The organism is Dactylosporangium sp. NPDC049742 (assembly GCF_040674675.1).
Taxonomy (GTDB): Bacteria; Actinomycetota; Actinomycetes; order Mycobacteriales; family Micromonosporaceae; genus Dactylosporangium; species Dactylosporangium maewongense.
The window spans coordinates 1-17,686 of record NZ_JBFANF010000007.1; the positions used below are offsets into that span (position 1 = coordinate 1).

The following is a 17,686-nucleotide window of genomic DNA, read 5'->3' on the forward strand; positions in this document are numbered from 1 at the left end:
CTACCGCCATGGCCTCGCCGTCCCCGCGCGGCCGCCCACGCCGCGCGCCGTCCAAGAGGCCGCCGGCGCGTGGCTGCGCGGCGGCCGCGGCCGGATCACCGACCCGGACCTGCTCGGCCACCTGCTGTGGGCGGGTGTCGGCACCGGCCTGCCGCTGCAGTTGCACACCGGCTTCGGCGACCGCGACCTCGCGTTGCACCGCGCCGACCCGGCCCTCGCCCAGCCGTTCCTCGCCGCGCTCGACCCGCGGGGCGCGGCGGTCGTCCTGCTGCACTGCTACCCGTTCCACCGCAATGCCGGCTGGCTCGCCCAGGTGTACCCGCACGTGCACGTCGACGTCGGCCTCACCCTCACCCACGCCGGCGACGCGGTCCTGCCCGAGTTCCTCGAGCTGGCGCCGTTCGGCAAGCTGCTGTTCTCCACCGACGCCTACCTGCTGCCCGAGCTGTACCTCGTGGGCGCCGCCCGCTTCCGGCACGCCCTGCGCCGCCTGCTCGACACCTGGCGCGCCGACGACAGCGTCAGCATCGCCGACGCCGAGCGGATCGCCGCGCTGGTCGGCGCCGGCAACGCCCGCCGGCTGTACGGCCCGGGAACCACACTGTCCGTACCCGTGACGTAACCGACCGTGTTGCCACGTTCTATCTAGTTTCGTCGCTACACGCGCCCGAGGGCATATCAATGTCGCGACGGTCGTATGACGTATTGATGCACGCTAGGGTCAGTGGCATTCCTAATCCGAAGGAGGGGAAACCATGCCATTGACGCAAGCCGATCTAGCGACACTCGGGAACGCACCGATCACCATCAAATCCACGTTCTTTGACAACGTGTATCTCAGAATGGACGGCACCTCGGTGAACGGTGCTGGACCGGGCGGCACCGTCAACTGCCAGCTGAATGCCGGCGCCAAGGAGCGGTTCAAGCTGCGCGCCCAGGCCGACGGCTCCTACTCGGTCGAATCGGTCGCCTCCCCGAACGTGTTCCTGCGCATGGACGGCACCGGGGTGCCCACCACCGGGGCCGGCGGCGGGACCGTCAATTGCCAGCTCAACGCAAACGGCGGCGCAAACCACAAGTTCAATCTCCGGGCCCAGTCCAACGGCTCATTCTCATTCGAGTCGGTCGCAATTCCCGGTATCTTCCTGCGCCTGGTCGGCTCAGGTGTCACCACCCGCACCGACGGGGGCGGCGGACTTGTGAACTGCCAGCTCAACGCAAACGGTGGCGCGCACGAGTCGTTCTTTCTCGCCCGCGACGACCAACTGCTGAACTTCGTGATGGAGCAACAGCAGCAGACCTACTGGTGCTGGTCGGCGTGCACGGTCAGCGTCGAGAAGTACTACAACCCGGCCACCACGCTGACGCAGTGCACGCTGGCGAACACCGAATGGGGACGCAACGACTGCTGCGGCACGGGTGGGGCCGGAGCGTGCAACCGGGGCAACTGGCCGCAGACCCCGATGCAGCGGCTCGGACGGCTCAACCAGGACCTGCGGACCACGCTGACCGCCGCGCAGATCGCCGACGAGTTCGCCAAGGGCCAACCGTTCATCGCCGACGTCATCTGGCGGGACGGCAACTCCCATGTCCTGGCGGTCCACGGCCGCCACCAGATCGACGGCGTCGAGTACGTCAAGGTCGCCGATCCGGCGTACGGCAACTCCACCTGGACCTACGACGACTTCTGCGCCCGCTACCAGAACATCGGGACGTGGCGCTACTCCTACACCACCAAGCGCTGAGGGGACCACATGCCGCTGCACCTGCCCGATCCGCCGTCGGGCGCACACGACCACGTCAAGTCCAGGCTGCACACCCTCGCCGCCCACGGCGCTCTGCACACCAAGGCGCTGCGCGGCGCCCGGGCAGACCAGCTGGACCTGTCCACGCCGCATCAGGTCTTCACCCTCGGGGCGGACGACATCGCCGCGGGCGGCGGCCTCGACCGGGCCGAGCCGGCCGGCTGGCGCTATCTCGTCGAGTCCGCCGGGCAGGTCGTCGCCAGCGCCGAGACCATGCCCGCACCGGACGGGACCCAGCGCTTCGCCAACGTCAACGAGGGCCCGTTCGTCGACGCCACCGACAAGGCCATGAAGGTCCTCCGGAAGCTGCCCAAGCTCGAGGCGGCCGGCTTCGAGCTGCGCCTGCTGCGCATTCCCAGCCTGTACCTGACGGCGCTGTGGCTGCACTCGCCCGCCGAGGACCTCCTGGTGCCGCTGCAGCCGTCACCGATCGGCAAGGAGGGCAAGAGCCTGCCCGCGGCCGAGTTCCTCAGCGACGTCGCCGAACACGCCCGGTCCCGGCCGTCGCTCCCCCCACCGCCGCCGGCCTGACGTCCGTCGCACCGTCGGCGGCGCGGCCAGGTCGTGAGCCGCGCCGCCGACGGTGCCACGACTCCCTGCGACCGGTGCGCCGCCCGGCGGACCGCGGCCGCCTCAGCCCGCCGACACCCGCAGTGATCGGGTGAGCCACTCCGCCATCAGGGCACGCTCCGCATCGGAGAGGGCGGGCAGCTCGGGCACCACGGTGGCGAACGTGACCGCGACCGTGGTCATGGTGGCGTCCGGCGCCGGCGGCGCAGCCGTGAGGATCCGGTCGGCGACGGCGCCGAACATCGCCTCCGCCAGGCCGGGGTCCCGCAGCTCCGCGGGCATGCCCAGCAGGGCGAGGACGGTGCCGGTGCCGGCGGCATGGATCATGGCCACGGCGCGCCGCTCGTCGACGCGGAGGAGACCATCGGCGGCGAGCCGCCGCACCAGCGTCCGGAGCACCTCGATGCCCGCGGCCGTCGCCGGTGAGGGCTCACCTCGTCCCGGGGTGTTGAGCAACGCGTACAGCTCCGGGTTGGCCAGTCCGAACTCGACGTGCAGCTGCCACCCGGCGCGCAGATCGGCCACCGGGTCGCCACTGCTCCGCGCCACCGAGACCGACTTGCCGGCGACGTAGGTCGCCATGACGTGCTCGGCGAGGGCGTCGACGAGTCCGTCCTTGTCCCCGAACAGCCGGTAGATCGTCGGGGGCTGCACGCCCGCCGCCTGCGCCACCGCGCGCGTCGTCACCCCGCGCGCGCCGTGCTCGGCCAGCAGCCGTGCGGCCGCGTCGAGGACGGTCGAGCGGATCTCATCACGGACGCCTGTGACCTGCGACTGCTCCATGTATCAAGGATAACAGGAACTTGTTTCCGTTGGAAAATCGCTGATAACGTCTTCGGCATACCAACGGAAACAAGGAGCCTCATGATCATCGTCACGGGTGCCACCGGCCAGCTCGGATCGCAGATCGTCGCCCGGCTGCTGGAGCGGGTCCCGGCCGAAACCGTGGGCGTCAGCGTCCGCGACGTCACGAAGGCGGCGGCGCTCGCCGAGCGCGGCGTGCGGGTCCGGGCCGGGGACTTCACCGACCCCGCCACGCTGCGGCACGCGTTCGAGGGCGCCAGCCAGGTGCTGGTCATCTCGGCCGCGATTCGCGGTGCCGGTGCGGTCGCGGCCAACATCGCCGCCATCGACGCCGCATGCGCCGCGGGAGCGCGGCGCGTCCTGTACACGAGCCACCAGGCCGCGGCGAAGGACTCGCTGTTCTCACCGCAGCTCACGCACGCCCAGACGGAGGAGCACCTCACCCTGCGGGGCGTGCCGTTCACCGCCCTGCGGAACGGGTTCTACACCAGCACGCTCGGCCACTACATCGGCGCGGCCCTGGAAACCGGCCGGCTCGCCGCACCCCAGGACGGCCCGGTGTCCTGGACCGCCCACGCCGACCTGGCGGAGGTGGCCGCGGTCGCACTGGCCGGAGACGCCGGCCTCGACGGCGTCACCGCACCGCTGACCGCGCCGGAGATGCTCGACTTCGAGGCCGTGGCCGGCATCCTCAGCAACCTCACCGGACGCGCCGTCGCCCGGGTCGTCGTGGACGACGAGGAGTGGAAGGCCACGGCGATCGACCGCGGCATGCCGCCGCAGGCCGCCGACTTCACCCTGGGCATGTTCCGCGCCGCCCGCCGGGGCGAGTTCGCCGTCACCGATCCCACCCTGGAGACCGTCATCGGCCGCCCCGCCGTCCCGGCCCGCGCCGTCCTCGAGACGATGACCGCCGCGGTCCGGTGAGCCGGTCCGTCGGCGGCACGACCGGCTCGGCACAGCGGGAGACCGGCGCGTCCGGTCTCCCGCCCCGCGGGACGCCGAGCTTTACCAGCCGACCGCGATGAGCATGTACTGCGGGTTGTTCAGGGCGATGAAACTCGACTGGTCGGCGGCGTCGTCGTACGGGAAGCCGTACGCCTTGTTGCCGATCGCGTGGTTGTGCCAGAACCGGGCGTAGTAGTTGGCCGGTGCGCTCTGGTAGAACCGGCTGACGTCGCCCCACTGCGACTGCGGCAGCTGGGCGACGTGCCGGTTGAGCGCGCCGCACAGGGCCGCGTTGTTCGCCAGGGACCCGGCGCAGCCGAAGACGTCGCCGGTGGAGACGTTGTAGCCGAGGGACGACGTGCCGAGGTGGAAGTACATCCGCGCCGCGGAGATGACCGGGACGTCGACGAAGTGCTGCTGGGCGATCGAGCGGGTCTGGCCGTTGAACGTCCAGTACACCTGGCTGTCCGGGTACTGGCCGTTGGTGCGGTTGAGCACCTTGAACGTCATGACGCGGCTGGACACGGGGATGCCGGCCGTCGGCCCCCAGAAGTCCGCGGCCGATGCGGGCGTGGGTGCGGCGAGCAGTGCGCCGGCGGCCGCGACCCCGGCACACGCGAACGCGGTAGCCCGTCTGGCAGCCGTTGCAGGCACGTTCGCCGCTGCCGATGCCGGTGGACTCGTTGCACGGGCCGCCCGGGTTCACGCCGCAGTGGAAGGTCCCGAAGACCGAGCTGCGGCCGTTGACGTCCTCCATGATGTCGATCTCGCCGGAGGTCGGCCACCGGGTGCCGGTGCGCAGCGTGGAGCCGAGCATCCAGAACGCCGGCCAGTAGCGGCGGAGCCTGACACCGCGGCTCCCACGGCCAGCAGGCTGACGACTGTCGCGACCCGCATCGACCACCGGCGTCGCGGCACGCGTACTGGCATGGTCCTCTCCCTTGCCGTAGGCAGTCCCGCCGCGGCCGCCAACTGGGCAGGGAGTTCCTTTCACGATAGGAGAAACCCATCCGATTTCGTCAATATGTCTTTGTAAGAGCTCGGTACGGACAACCCTGATCGGGCCGTGATGATCGACTCGGTATCGTCGGGGTCATGCGGTACGTGGCGATCGGTGACAGCTTCAGCGAGGGCATGGGTGACGAGCGGGCGGACGGCATCCCGCGCGGGTGGGCCGATCTGGTCGCGGCCGCGCTCGGCGCCACCGACCCGCAGTGGCGCTACGCCAACCTGGCGATCCGGGGGCGGCTGCTCGAGCCGATCGTGACCACCCAGCTGGACGCCGCGCTGGCGATGTCGCCGCCGCCGACGCTGATCTCGCTCAACGGCGGCGGGAACGACATGATGCGCCGCGGCGCCGACCTCTCGCACCTCGTGCGGCTCATCGAAGGGGCGGTCGAGCGCTGCGAGGCGGCCGGCGTCCGCCTCATGGTCCTCAGCGGCGCCGACCCGTCCGACCACCTGCCGCTCGGGCGGGTGCTGCGCCGCCGCGCCGAGCAGCTCACCGAGGCGGTGCGGGAGCTGACCGCCCGCCACGGCGTGCTGTTCGTCGACTGTTTCGGCGACGCCGAGCTGCGCCGCGCCGGGTACTGGTCGGCCGACCGGCTGCACCTCAACGCCGCCGGCCACCGGCGGGTCGCCGGGCTCGTCCTGGCCACCCTGGGCGTCCCCGGCGCCGAGCACCGGCTCGACGACACCGCGGCGGCCGCGCGCGGGCTGGTCGTCCAGGCCCGGTACTACCGCCAGCACGTCCTGCCGTGGGTGCTGCGCCGGGTCCGGGGCCGCTCGTCCGGCGACGGGCGCGTGGCGAAGTACCCGGCGTGGACCAGCGTCTCCTGAGCCGGCGGGATCGGACTCAGGGTCGGAGTCAGGTCACCAGGCCGCGCCGGTATGCGTAGATGACCGCCTGCACCCGGTCGCGCAGGTCCAGCTTGGTGAGCAGCCGCGACACGTACGTCTTCACGGTCTCGGGGCTGATGACCAGCGCGGCCGCGATCTCGGCGTTGGTCAGCCCCTCGGCGATGAGCCGGAGCACCTCCAGCTCGCGCGGGGTGAGCGGCGCGCCGCCCGGACCGTCGGCGGCGGGCCGGATTCGCGCGGCGTAGCGCCCGACGAGCTGCCGGGTCACCTCCGGGTCCAGCAGCGCGGCGCCGGACGCCACGGTGCGGACGCCGTGCAGCAGCTGGGTGGTCGGCGCGTCCTTGAGCAGGAAGCCGCTCGCCCCGGCCCGGAGTGCCTCGTAGACGTACTCGTCGAGGTTGAACGTCGTCACCACCAGCACCTTCACGGGCTCGGCCACGCCGGCGCCGGCCAGCCGCCGGGTCGCCTCGATCCCGTCGAGGACCGGCATGCGCACGTCCATCACCACGACGTCCGGCCGCAGGCGCTCCGCCAGGCCGACCGCCGCCCGGCCGTCGCCGCACTCCCCGACCACCTCCATGTCGGGCTGCGCGCCGATGATGGTGACGAATCCCGTCCGGACGAGGGCCTGGTCGTCGGCGACCAGCACGCGGATCGTCACAGCGGGATCCGGGCGGTCGTGGTGAAGCCGCCGTCGGGCCGCGGCGCCGCGGTGAAGGTGCCGCCGAGGGCCCGGACGCGCTCGGCAAGGCCGCTCAGTCCTCGGCCGCCGTCGGTGGAGACCTCGACCGTGAGCTCGTCCGGGTCGTGATGGAGGTGGACGACGGTACGACGGCCGTGGGCGTGCTTGAGCGCGTTGGTCAGCGACTCCTGGACCACGCGGTGGGCGACGGCCTCGGGGTCGCCGGGCGTCGCCCGGGGCGTGCCGGACTCCGTGACCTCGACCGGCTGGCCGGAGCCGCGGGCCTGCTCGACCGGTGCGCGGAGGTCGTCCTGCCCGCCGTGGCCGGGGTCCAGGACGTCCAGGAGCCGGCGCAGGTCGGAGATGGCGCGGCGGCCCGTGCCGGCGACGGCGGTCAGGGACTCGTCCAGGCGGTCGGGTGCGGCGGTCAGGTACCGGGCCGCCTCGGCCTGCACGACCATCGCGGTCACGTGGTGGGTGACGACGTCGTGCAGGTCGCGGGCGATCCTGGCCCGCTCGGCGGCGCGGGTGCTCTGCGCGACGTGCCGGCGGCGCTCGGCCTCGGCGGCGCGGGTGACGCGCAGCCACGCGCCGATCCCCCACGCGAGCGCCACGGCGAGGTAGAACGTGAGGTAGCCGGTGACGCCCTCCTCCGAGCCCCGCCGGTCCAGCGCCACGGCGAGCGGCACGTACGCCACCGTCACCGCCACCGCCGTGAGCACCCGGACCCTTCTCCCGCGCCGCCCGGCGACCGCGGTGCCGTCCCCGCCGAGGTGGACGCCCGCGCTCATCAGGGCGATGGGCAGGGCGGTGCCGGCGACGAGGTGGTAGCCGAGGAGCTGGTCGGCCGCGAAACCCGCCGCGACGAGCGCCAGGCACAGGGCCGGACTGCGCCGCCGGAGCACCAGCGGCAGGCACTCGAGCGCGGCGACCGCGACGGCCCACCCGTCGAACGGGCGGGACGGCAGGTCCTCGGCGAGGCGCGTGCCGTAGCCGTGCAGCGCAGGCACGAGCGAGGCGGCTGCGAGCAGCAGCGCGAGCGGCAGGTCCCGGACCGTGACGTCGAGGCCCGCCCACCGCTCCCGGAGCCGCTGGGCGTCGATCACCGGCCGAGCGTAGCGGCCGGGCGGCGGCTCCGGCGCGGCAGCACGCGGCCCCGGCGCCGGGCGAGGGTCATGAAGGCCACGGTGGCGGCCGCGCCGGCAACGACCGACGCCAGGCTCGCCTCGGGGCCGAACGTGCCGCCGGACAGCAGCACCGGCCCGGACAGCGCCCCGTCGAGCAGCCCCTGCGCCGTGTCGTTGCCGGAGACGTCGGTGCCGAAGACGCCCGCCTCCGCGAAGTTCCAGGCCCAGTGCAGGCCGATCGGCAGCCACAGGGTGCGGGTCGCGGCATAGGCGGCGCCGAGCATGCCGCCCGCCTCGATCGCGATGGCGACCGCGCCCCACAGGCTGGCATGCGGGTTGAGCAGATGCATGAGGCCGAAGAGCGTGCCGGTCAGGGCGAGGGCGGTCCAGGTGCCGGTGCGGGCCTCGACGACGCGGAACAGCACACCCCGGAAGATGAGCTCCTCGGTGACGGCGGCCGCGAGCATCAGGCCGAGCAGCGCGGCGGCGCCGGACAGCGACCCCCAGCCTTCGACGCGATAGCCGCCGAGGAGCGCGATCACGGCGATGACCGCGGTGAACAGTGCCGCACCCAGGACCGCGCCGCGGCCGAACGCGACGGCCGCACCCTCGCGGGGCAGGTCGGGCGACGGGCGGCGGCCGATCCGGACGTACACGACGAGGGCCAGGACCGCGGTGGCGGTGCCGGCGAGGAGAGTGAGCCACGGATTGCCGCCCGTGACGAGACTGCCGAGGAACGAGACCGCGAAGACGGCGGCGAGCTGCAGGAACGATCGCATGCAGTGAACGGTATGGATTCTCGCGCGGCGAAACGTCACCGCGCGGTGGACACCTTGCAGTAGCTCGCACGGGGGACACGCGCGGGCGGCCGAGGGAAGCGTGGACGCTGATATACCTGATCCTCCGCTTGCGCGGAGGTTCCCGAGTCGAACGGAAACAGCAGGAAGCGCCCACATGGCCTCGGCCGGCGCCGTTATGCGGGGATCAGCTCGTGGAGCCTGTTCAAGGTGTAGGTCTCCGAACCGTCGGGCAGGCCCTCCGGCGCGTCGATCCCGATGAACGTGACCGGTTCGTCGGGGAGCCGGCCGTCCCAGGTGGTCACGTCGGCGCCGGCGCGCCACAGGTCCACGAGGTACGACACGGTGAGGTACCGGCGCTCCATCACGGCCCGCACCCGGTCGGCCGTGGTGAACGTGTGCTCCTCGACCCGGTTGAACGACGGGCGGCCCTCCAGGTACAGGTGCAGCCACACCGCCTCCCAGCCGCGCTCGCCGCGGGCGAACACCATCGGCAGGGCGACCCGGCCCTTGCCGCGCAGATCCGAACGGGCCCGCACGGTCCGGGCGTCGAACGGCGCGCCGCGCTGGTCCAGGGCGCGGGTCTGGTAGCCGAACATCGACTCGGCGACCTGCTGGAACGACTCGCCCGAATAGATGTGCACCTGCGGCACGACGTGCGGTGCGCCGATCGTCAGCGGCACGTCGATGAACTCGGTCGCGCCGTCCGGTGCGTCGGTGATGTCACCGGAGTGCACCACCCCCTCGTGGTGGTAGTTCGTCCACGACACCTGGCCGACGCTGTGGTACTCGTCGTCGAGCAGCAGCACCGACAGGTCGAAGTCCGTGCGGAGGCTGGTCTGGCGCCAGTAGGTGAAGAAGCGCAGCAGCTCCCCCGCGACCGGCGCCCGCGAGCCGCGCGGCAGCACCCCGAAGCCGCCCTCCGCCGCCTTGCCCGACAGCGGCAGCGCGACGTCGAGCACGTCCGGGTCGACCAGCACGGGCCGCTGCGGCCGCGGCAGGCGCGCGGCGATCCGCGCGTCGAGCAGCGCCGACAGCTCGGCGACCAGCCCCGCCGGCAGCGGCGGCCGCTCGTCTGGCCCGATCCACGCGCGGCGCGACCGGTTCACGTACATGCGCGCCGACGCGGGCGCCAGCCGGTTGCCGACATGCTCCCGCAGCGAGCACAGCACCCGCCCCGACGCCGAGCCGAGCGCACCGCGGACCGCGTCGACCACGACCGCCTGCTCCGCCGGCGAGGCGAGCCGCAGCAGCCGGTCCGCGGAGCGCAGCAGCAGGCCCGGCGCCGCCGACAGCACCGACGCCGCCGCGCCGGCGCCACCCGCACCGATCGCCGCCTCCGCACGGCCCGCCAGGTTGCGCACGCGCCGCTCGCCACGCGCGACCGCGAACACCGCCTGCGCGTGCGGCCACTGCTCGTGCTCGTGCGGGTGCAGCCGCTCGCCGAGCCGCTTCCACGGCTCTGCGTGCCGGGCGACGTCGCCGAGCCGGTCCTGGTTGGCGCCGACGACCCGGTCCAGCGCGGCCAGCAGGATGCGCCGCTCCGGGCGCCGGAAGGACCGGAACCGGGTGGGTGCCGCCAGCGAGACGTCCCCGCCGGAGACCTGGCAGGCGAGGCGCAGCACGTCGGTCGTGGTGTCCACGGCGACCAGCGGCCGGCCGAGCACCAGCCTGACCCCGTTGAGCACCGCCCGGTGCTCCCGCACCGGGATCACGTCCGGCTGCGGGCCGTCCATGCACGCGACCGCGAGCTCGCCGAGGAGCGCGAGGTCCGCCTCCCCGAGCGGCGCCGCGCTGCCGGCCAGGGCCAGGTACAGCCGCTCCGCCTCCACGTCGGCGGTGTCGCCGAGGTGCAGCAGCGTGAGCCGGTCACCGGCCGAGGCGATCAGCGCGTCGTGCGCGGCCAGCAGTTCCGCGTAGGTGTGCTGGTACGTGCCGTAACCCGGCAGGTCGAGCAGGTTGACCGCACCGGAGCGCACCGCGTCGCGCAGCACCGCGTCGGAGGCCGTCCCGCCGCCGGCGAGCACCGCCGCGCGCAGCCGCTGCGTCCAGAACTCGACGGTGTCCGGCACGTCGTGCGGGAAGCCGATGAAGTACGCGTTGTGCTGGACGTGGTCGCCGACCAGCTCGCGTACCGCGGAGACCACCGTCGCGGCGAGGTCCATCGCCGGCCCGGGGGCGATGCCACCGACGTGCTCCAGCAGCGCCCGCGACGCGGAGAACCCGGCGTCGAGCAGCGCCGCGTCCAGCTGCCGGGCCACCGCGGCACCGTCACCGGCCGCACCGGTGCTCGCCGGCACGCGCAGCGTCCTGGAGATGAGCAGCTTCTCGAGCATGCGGCCCCCATTCGGTCAACAGCCGGCCGGGGCCGGCACGGGTGGGCCGCCGGGGACTCGAACCCCGAACCCTTCGATCCAACAAGGAGAAGGAAGCGCCTCCATGTCCGCTCACGCGGGAAGCGGACGCGCTACTCAGTCGAATGCTCTCCCAATTGAGCTAGCGACCCGTGCGACGATCATCGCACCGGCTTGATCGGCCCGGCCATCGATTATCGCGCTCCTCCGCGGGAGGCCCGACAGCTCAGTCGCCGTCGCGACCGTCGCGGCTGACGGAGCTGAACGTGCCGCTCCATGATGCCTTCGCCCCGGAGTCGCCGATGCGGTACGTGTCGAAGACGGCCCAGCCGGCGACGACGACGGCCAGTGCGACGATCACCCTGGTGATCGGGGCCGACACCGGCGCCAGGTAGGTACGCCGGGTCGCCGGCGCCGTCGTCTCCCGTTGCCGCCACCAGATGGCCAGGGCGAGGACGGCCACCGGGACGGCGGCCCAGATGGCGGTGTCGCCGAGCTCGGTGTGCCGATCCAGCAGCGCGGTCTCGCCGACCCGGTGCTCCAGCCACTCGCCGGCGCTCGTCGTGACCGGAACGAGGACGACGACGAGCGCGGACAGGATCGCGTTCGGGCCGGCGAAACGGCGGCGGGCCGCGGGCCAGGCGGCGGTCAGCACGAGCAGCAGGGCGGCGAGCGGAAGCAGCACCACAATTGCGTGTACGAGCAGGATGTGTGCCGGCAGTCCGTTGACGGTACCCATGGAGATTCCTTCCGGAAACGATGACCGCGGTGACAGGAGATTCGGTGTCATGCCCAACGGCGCGCTACCCGGCAGACGCTATGCAGCGAATCTTCGAACTTTCCCATCTCCGGCGGAGAAGCTGGACCGGCAGCCGAGCAGGGAAGGAGTTCGGGAGCCGTCATGAGCGCTGCGAGAGTGCTGGTGGTCGAGGACGACCGTGAACTCGGCCCGCTGCTGCTGCGCCTGCTCCGCGGCGCCGGCCACGAGCCGGACCTCGCCCCGGACGGCCAGGCCGGACTGCATCTGGCGCTCACCCGCCGCTACGACGCGATGATCCTGGACCGGGGGCTACCGGTCATCGAGGGCCTCGACCTGCTCGGCCGGCTGCGCAGGACCGGCGTGACCGTGCCGGCGCTGGTGCTGACCGCCCTCGGCACCGTGTCGGACCGGGTGACCGGACTCGACAGCGGCGCCGAGGACTATCTCGTCAAGCCGTTCGAGATCGACGAGCTCCTCGCTCGCGTCCGGGTGCTGCTGCGTCGGCGCCCTCCGTCGGAGCAGCAGCTGGCGGTCGGGGACGCGACGTTCGACCTGATCACGAGGACGGTGACCGCTCCGGACGGGTCGGTCGTGGCGTTGTCCGGCCGCGAGAGTGACCTGCTGCGGCTGCTGGCCCGGCACCCGGCGCGGGCGTTCACCCGGGAGGAGATCGTGCTGCAGGTGTTTCCCGAGGCCGCCACCGTCGCGCTGGTCGACACGTACGTGCATTACCTGCGGCGCAAGCTCGGGACGGCCGCGGTGGCCACCGTCCGGGGCGTGGGCTACCGGCTCGGGCGCGGATGAAGCGCCGGACGCCCGCCGGCACGGATCCGGACCAGGTCCTGCTGTCGCGGGCGCGTCGCGTCATCGCCGTGCAGACCGCGGTCGCGATCACGGTGAGCCTGCTGGTCCTCGGCGGGCTGGCCTTCGCCGTGGTGACCTACAGCCAGAACGCCGCCTCCATGGCGCTGCTGCGGCAGACCGCGGCCAACGCGGAGGACGTGGCCGATCCACCACCGAACGTATGGATCTTCGTTCAGGAGCCCGGCGGCGACATCAGGGCCACCGCGGGCGCACCCGCGCCGTTGCCCGACCGGGGTGCGCTCCAGCGCGTCCGTGCCGGCGGAGTGAGCGAGATCCGCACCATCGCCGGCAGCGAAGGGGGCTATCTGGTCATGACCCTGCCGCGAGGGACCCGAACCGTACAGGTGGTCCTGAGCCGGCGCGAACGGCACGAGGAGCGGGAGCGGCTGCTCGGCGCCCTCGTCTTCGGCGAACTGTGCGGTCTGCTCATCGCGCTGCTGTCCGCGGCGTTGCTCGCCCGCCGCGCCACGGCACCGCTGGCCGACGCCCTCGCCCGGCAGCGGCGGTTCGTCGCCGATGCCAGCCACGAGCTGCGGACCCCGCTGACCCAGCTGCACACCCGGGCACAACTGCTCCAGATGGACCTGCGCGCCGGTGCGGACGTCGCGGACATCACCACCGACGTCGACCAGCTCGTCACCGGCACCCGGCACCTCGGTGAGGTGGTCGAGGACCTGCTGCTGTCCACCCAGCTCAGCCGGCGCGACGACGCCCGCGCGCCGGTCGACCTCGACGCGGTCGCCGCGGACGTCGTCGCCGGTCACGCCGATCGCGCCCGGGGGCAGCACGTCGAGCTGGCGCTGCTGCCCGGCGCCGGGGCCACCTCGACGGTGCTCGGCCACGAAGCCGCCCTGCGGCGCGTGCTCACCGCCCTCGTCGACAACGCCCTCAGCCACACCAGGCAAGGCGGCCAGGTGAGCCTCGAGCTCGGCACCGACGGCGCGTTCGTCACCGTCGTCGTCCGGGACGACGGCACCGGCTTCGACCCGGCCGACGCCGAACGGCTGTTCGCCAGGTTCGCGCGGGGCCACGGCGATCACCGCCGCTTCGGGCTCGGCCTCGCCCTCGCCCGGGAGGTCGTCACCGGCCACGGCGGCACCATCGAGGCGTGGGGCCGTCCGGGTGAAGGCGCCGCCTTCACCATCCGTCTCCCCGCGGCGGCGCGGTAGCACCTCGCATCAGCCGGTTCCGCACCCGCATTCCCCGGCCGGCGACGTCGCCCCATCGGCAGCAGAGAACGGACGCGGCCGACACCGTAGCGGTCAGATCCATCGGCGTCCATAGCACGTTCGCCGCATTGACGGGTCATTCACCGGTGTCTACGTTCGGCATTCGATTACCTCACGGGGGAGGTCTGTTCGGCATGCCACTTGCCACCCGCGGGCTGCGTCGCGCTGCCCGCACCACCGCGGCCGCCGTGCTGCTGTCCGTCGCAGTCGTCGCGCTCCACGCCGGTCCGTCCACTGCGGAGCCGGCGCCACCGGACACCAACTTCCAGAAGGTGCCGCTGGACGAGAACACGTCCAACCCGATGATGCTCGACATCGCCGCCGACGGCCGGGTCTTCTACGTGGACCGGCTCGGCGACGTCAACGTGATCCAGCCGGGCGGCGGGACCGTGCGGTCCGGGCGCCTGAACGTCTTCACGTCGTACGAGAGCGGGCTGCTGAGCATCGCGCTCGACCCGGCCTTCACCACCACGCACTGGCTGTACCTGTACTACTCGCCGCTGACGGCGAACGTCGACCGGCTGAGCCGCTTCACGGTCAACGGCGACACGCTCGACCCGGCCAGCGAGAAGGTCCTCCTGGACGTGCCGGTGCAGCGGGCCGACTGCTGCCACCACGGCGCCGGGCTCGCGATCGACAAGACCAACGGCAACCTGTGGCTGGCCACGGGCGATGCGACGAACCCGTTCGCCTCGGACGGGTACACCCCCATCGACCAGCGGTCCGGCCGCGCGATCTGGGACGCGCAGGGCACCGCCGGCAACACCAACAGCCTGTCGGGCAAGGTGCTGCGCATCCATCCGGAGCCGGACGGCACGTACACGGTCCCCAGCGGCAACCTGTTCCCGCAGGGGACCGCGAAGACCCGGCCCGAGATCTACGCGATGGGGCAGCGCAACCCGTTCCGGATGGGTCTGGACCCGAAGACCGGCTACGCGATGGTCGCCAACTACGGGCCGGACGCCAACACCGCGAACCCGGCCCGTGGCCCGCAGAACACCGTCGAGTGGAACATCATGTCCGCGCCGGAGAACTCCGGCTGGCCGTACTGCATCGGCAACAACACGCCGTACGTCGCCTACAACTTCGCGAACGGCACGTCCGGCGCGCCGTTCGCGTGCGGCACCGGCCCGGCGAACACGTCGCCGAACAACACCGGCCTGACGACGCTGCCCGCGGCGAAGCCGGCGACCATCTGGTATCACAAGGATCCCGACCCGAACCAGTTCCCGCAGCTGTCCGGCGGCGCGCCGATGGCGGGGCCCGTCTACCGGTTCGACCCGAACCTCGTCTCGGACCGCAAGTGGCCGCAGTACTTCGACGGCCGGGCGATCTTCGCCGAGTGGAACAGCAGCCTCATGTACACGTTCCAGCTGTCCGCGGACGGCAAGGCGGTCACCGCGATCGACCGGCTGCTGAGCGCGTTCTCGTTCAAGAAGCCGATGGACTTCAAGTTCGGCCCGGACGGCGCGCTGTACCTCATCGAGTGGGGCAACGGGTTCGGCGGCAACAACACCGACTCCGGCATCTACCGCATCGACCACGTCGTCGGTGGCGCGTCACCGGTCACGAAGGCCGAGGCCAACCGCACCAACGGGCCGGCGCCGCTCACCGTCGCCTTCACCGGCGACAAGTCGAGCACCCCGGCCGGCGGCGCGTTGCAGTACCTCTGGACCTTCGGCGACGGGGGCACCTCCACCGCGGCGAACCCGAGCCACACCTACACCGCGAACGGTAACTACACGGCCGTGCTGAAGGTGACCAACGCGATCGGCAAGTCCAGCACCGCGAGCGTGCCGATCACCGTCGGCAACACCGCGCCGACCGTCACCCTCACCGCACCGCCGGACGGCGGGTTCTACCAGTGGGGCGACCAGGTCTCGTTCTCCGCCACGGTCACCGACCCCGAGGACGGCGCCGTCAACTGCACCGAGCTCCAGCTCAACGCCATCCTCGGCCACGACGCGCACGGCCACCCGCTGGACTCCTACAACGGCTGCAGCGGCACCGTCACCACCACGCTGTCGAGCGGGCACGCCGAGGGCGACAACGTCTTCTACGTGCTGGAGGCCGTCTACACCGACCACGGCGGCGCCGGCGGCTCGGCCGCGCTGACGACCCGCAGTCAGGTCATCCTGCACCCGAAACGCACGGGCGCGGAGTTCTACACGAACACCGGGCGCGCGTCGAACGGCCACGGCACCGACGACGCCGGCGTCGCCGTCGAGTCGAGCGCCGACGGCAGCAGGAACATCGGCTTCGTCGAGGACGGCGACTGGTGGAGCGTCGAACCGGCGTCGCTCGCGGGCATCAACGTGATCCGGGTGCGGGCCGCGTCGGCGACGACCGGCGGCATCGTCGACGTCCGCTGGGGCGACCCCGTCAACGGCACCCTGCTCGGCAGCGCCACGGTGCCCGGCACCGGCGGCTGGCAGAACTACACCGACGTCGCCGTCGGCCTGACCGCGCCGCCGGCCGGCACCGGCAAGCTCTACTTCGTCGGCCGCAGCCCCGCCGGTGGCACCGAGTTCCTGTTCAACGTCGACTGGATGGACTTCATCGGCACCGGAGTCGCCGTGCCGACGGGCACCCAGCAGCAGGTCGTGTCGTTGCGGGCCAGGATCAACAACAGGTACGTGACGGCGGACAACGCCGGCGCGAGTCCGCTGATCGCCAACCGGACGGCGATCGGGCCGTGGGAGCAGTTCGACATGCTGAACCTCGGCGAGGACTTCGTGGCGCTGCGCGCCCACGCCAACAACAAGATCGTCTGCGCGGACAACGCCGGCGCGAGCCCGCTCGCCGCCAACCGGACGGCCGTCGGGGCGTGGGAGATCTTCCAGCGCATCGCCAACAGCGACGGCAGCGTGTCGTTCAAGGCCGTCGTCAACGCCAGGTACGTCACGGCCGAGAACGCCGGCGCCGCGGCGCTGGTCGCGAACCGGACCGCGATCGGGCCGTGGGAGCGGTTCGACCTCCTGCAGTAGATTTCGACCTCCTGCAGTAGACGAGGACCGATGCGGTGGAACCCCGGCGCCCGGATCGTGCCCCACCAGGGCATCGACGCGCGTGCGGGGTCCCGGGGTTCCGCTGCCGCACCCCCGTCGGTAGTCTCACTGCAACTACCGACGGGGGTAGCCATTGGCGGGTGGCCGTCCTGCCAGGCACCCCCTCACTCGTCCTGAAAGGGCGGAACCCGAATCGTGTCCGAAACCCCGTTGTGGCTGCAGGGCCGCACCGCCGTCATCGACGCCACCGACTCGTCGGCCTGGCGTGACGGCACCACCCCCGACTACCACCTGTCCCACCAGGTCATGCCCGGGCAGCGCACCACCCAGCACGCGCCGGACTCGCTGGAGGCGGTCGTCGAGACCATCGTCCAGGTCTTCGAGATGGAGGTCTCCTACAAGAAGGACCCCGCGACCTGGGTGTCGATGGTGACCGAGCACTTCCGGACGAACGTCAACGGCGGGCCGTGGGCGAGCGCGCAGGACATCGCCGACATCGGCAGCTACAACATCCTCATCGGCGAGAGCCCGTTCTACAAGACGGGCCAGGAGTCGTTCGAGTCGTCGCACCACATCTTCCACCAGGCGTTCCCGGGCGGGTTCTACTGGGAGGTCCTGGAGGTCCTCAGCCCGCCGCCGGTCGTCACGTTCAAGTGGCGGCACTGGGGCGCCTTCGAGGGCGAGTACCACGGCCACCAGCCCAACGGGCAGACGATCGAGATGTTCGGCATCAGCGTCGCGAAGGTCAGCGACGACCTGAAGCTCCTCGAGGTCGAGCACTACTACGACCCGAACCAGTTCCTCGGCAAGCTCACCGGCGGCTGCCCCGTCGCGCACTGACGGCACCGCCCGGCGGCGGCCACCCGGCTCATCCGGGG

At 72.2% G+C, this 17,686-nt stretch carries 16 protein-coding genes, 1 tRNA gene and 1 pseudogene; 9 read left to right on the forward strand and 9 right to left on the reverse strand.

Annotation, left to right across the window (positions count from 1 at the left end; all coding sequences use genetic code 11):
• The 3 genes from AB0J72_RS11500 to AB0J72_RS11510 form a co-directional block, all read left to right on the forward strand.
• Positions 1–622: amidohydrolase family protein (locus AB0J72_RS11500; protein ID WP_363397623.1), on the forward strand; the 622-nt coding region annotated here is incomplete at its 5' end.
• 133 nt (positions 623–755) lie between these two features.
• Positions 756–1,745, forward strand: coding sequence for a papain-like cysteine protease family protein (locus AB0J72_RS11505; protein ID WP_363397625.1), 990 nt, complete (start codon positions 756–758; stop codon positions 1,743–1,745).
• Between the two features lie 9 nt (positions 1,746–1,754).
• Positions 1,755–2,336 (forward strand): hypothetical protein, encoded by a 582-nt coding sequence (locus tag AB0J72_RS11510; protein WP_363397627.1) that lies wholly within the window; start codon positions 1,755–1,757, stop codon positions 2,334–2,336.
• 102 nt (positions 2,337–2,438) lie between these two features.
• Here the strand turns inward: AB0J72_RS11510 and AB0J72_RS11515 are convergent, their stop codons facing one another.
• Complete coding sequence (locus tag AB0J72_RS11515; RefSeq protein WP_363397629.1) at positions 2,439–3,158, reverse strand: TetR/AcrR family transcriptional regulator; 720 nt, start codon at positions 3,156–3,158, stop codon at positions 2,439–2,441.
• Positions 3,159–3,239: 81 nt separating this feature from the next.
• Between AB0J72_RS11515 and AB0J72_RS11520 the strand changes: the two genes are divergently transcribed.
• Entirely contained in the window at positions 3,240–4,106 is an 867-nt protein-coding gene (locus tag AB0J72_RS11520) for an NAD(P)H-binding protein (protein WP_363397631.1), read from the forward strand.
• 81 nt (positions 4,107–4,187) lie between these two features.
• Here AB0J72_RS11520 and AB0J72_RS11525 read toward each other — a convergent pair whose 3' ends face one another.
• Positions 4,188–4,781 carry a beta-1,3-glucanase family protein gene (locus tag AB0J72_RS11525; protein ID WP_363397633.1) on the reverse strand — a complete coding sequence of 198 codons (594 nt, stop codon included), beginning with the start codon at positions 4,779–4,781 and terminating at the stop codon, positions 4,188–4,190.
• Positions 4,753–4,962 (reverse strand): annotated as a pseudogene (locus AB0J72_RS11530) (hypothetical protein); the annotation flags it as partial. The pseudogene AB0J72_RS11530 and the gene AB0J72_RS11525, both read right to left, overlap by 29 nt.
• A 260-nt stretch (positions 4,963–5,222) precedes the next feature.
• On the opposite strand from AB0J72_RS11530, the gene AB0J72_RS11535 reads away from it, so the two are divergent.
• Positions 5,223–5,966: an SGNH/GDSL hydrolase family protein gene (locus tag AB0J72_RS11535; RefSeq protein ID WP_363397635.1), complete on the forward strand. Its 744-nt coding sequence runs from the start codon at positions 5,223–5,225 to the stop codon at positions 5,964–5,966.
• 28 nt (positions 5,967–5,994) lie between these two features.
• On the opposite strand, the gene AB0J72_RS11540 is transcribed toward AB0J72_RS11535, so the two are convergent.
• The 6 genes from AB0J72_RS11540 to AB0J72_RS11565 all read right to left on the reverse strand — a co-directional run bounded on the left by AB0J72_RS11540 (position 5,995) and on the right by AB0J72_RS11565 (position 11,686).
• Positions 5,995–6,648, reverse strand: a complete 654-nt coding sequence (locus AB0J72_RS11540; protein WP_363397637.1) for a response regulator transcription factor — start codon at positions 6,646–6,648, stop codon at positions 5,995–5,997.
• Positions 6,645–7,775: a histidine kinase gene (locus AB0J72_RS11545; protein WP_363397639.1), complete on the reverse strand. Its 1,131-nt coding sequence runs from the start codon at positions 7,773–7,775 to the stop codon at positions 6,645–6,647. The genes AB0J72_RS11540 and AB0J72_RS11545 overlap by 4 nt, the downstream gene beginning before the upstream one ends.
• Positions 7,772–8,575: a type II CAAX endopeptidase family protein gene (locus AB0J72_RS11550; protein ID WP_363397641.1), complete on the reverse strand. Its 804-nt coding sequence runs from the start codon at positions 8,573–8,575 to the stop codon at positions 7,772–7,774. The genes AB0J72_RS11545 and AB0J72_RS11550 overlap by 4 nt, the downstream gene beginning before the upstream one ends.
• Positions 8,576–8,769: 194 nt before the next feature.
• Positions 8,770–10,929: a hypothetical protein gene (locus AB0J72_RS11555; RefSeq protein WP_363397643.1), complete on the reverse strand. Its 2,160-nt coding sequence runs from the start codon at positions 10,927–10,929 to the stop codon at positions 8,770–8,772.
• Between the two features lie 42 nt (positions 10,930–10,971).
• Positions 10,972–11,099, reverse strand: a tRNA-OTHER gene (locus AB0J72_RS11560).
• A gap of 74 nt (positions 11,100–11,173) precedes the next feature.
• Positions 11,174–11,686 carry a DUF2231 domain-containing protein gene (locus tag AB0J72_RS11565; RefSeq protein ID WP_363397644.1) on the reverse strand — a complete coding sequence of 171 codons (513 nt, stop codon included), beginning with the start codon at positions 11,684–11,686 and terminating at the stop codon, positions 11,174–11,176.
• Between the two features lie 162 nt (positions 11,687–11,848).
• On the opposite strand from AB0J72_RS11565, the gene AB0J72_RS11570 reads away from it, so the two are divergent.
• The 4 genes from AB0J72_RS11570 to AB0J72_RS11585 all read left to right on the forward strand — a co-directional run bounded on the left by AB0J72_RS11570 (position 11,849) and on the right by AB0J72_RS11585 (position 17,648).
• Positions 11,849–12,511: a response regulator transcription factor gene (locus AB0J72_RS11570; protein ID WP_363397646.1), complete on the forward strand. Its 663-nt coding sequence runs from the start codon at positions 11,849–11,851 to the stop codon at positions 12,509–12,511.
• Positions 12,508–13,740 carry a HAMP domain-containing sensor histidine kinase gene (locus AB0J72_RS11575; protein WP_363397648.1) on the forward strand — a complete coding sequence of 411 codons (1,233 nt, stop codon included), beginning with the start codon at positions 12,508–12,510 and terminating at the stop codon, positions 13,738–13,740. Before AB0J72_RS11570 ends, AB0J72_RS11575 begins: the two co-directional genes overlap by 4 nt.
• Before the next feature lie 194 nt (positions 13,741–13,934).
• On the forward strand, positions 13,935–16,787 hold the full coding sequence (locus AB0J72_RS11580) for a PQQ-dependent sugar dehydrogenase (protein WP_363397650.1): 2,853 nt from the start codon (positions 13,935–13,937) through the stop codon (positions 16,785–16,787).
• A gap of 216 nt (positions 16,788–17,003) precedes the next feature.
• A complete protein-coding gene (locus tag AB0J72_RS11585) occupies positions 17,004–17,648 on the forward strand; it encodes a SnoaL-like polyketide cyclase (protein WP_344500069.1) in 645 nt (214 codons plus the stop codon).
• Positions 17,649–17,686 lie beyond the last annotated feature (38 nt).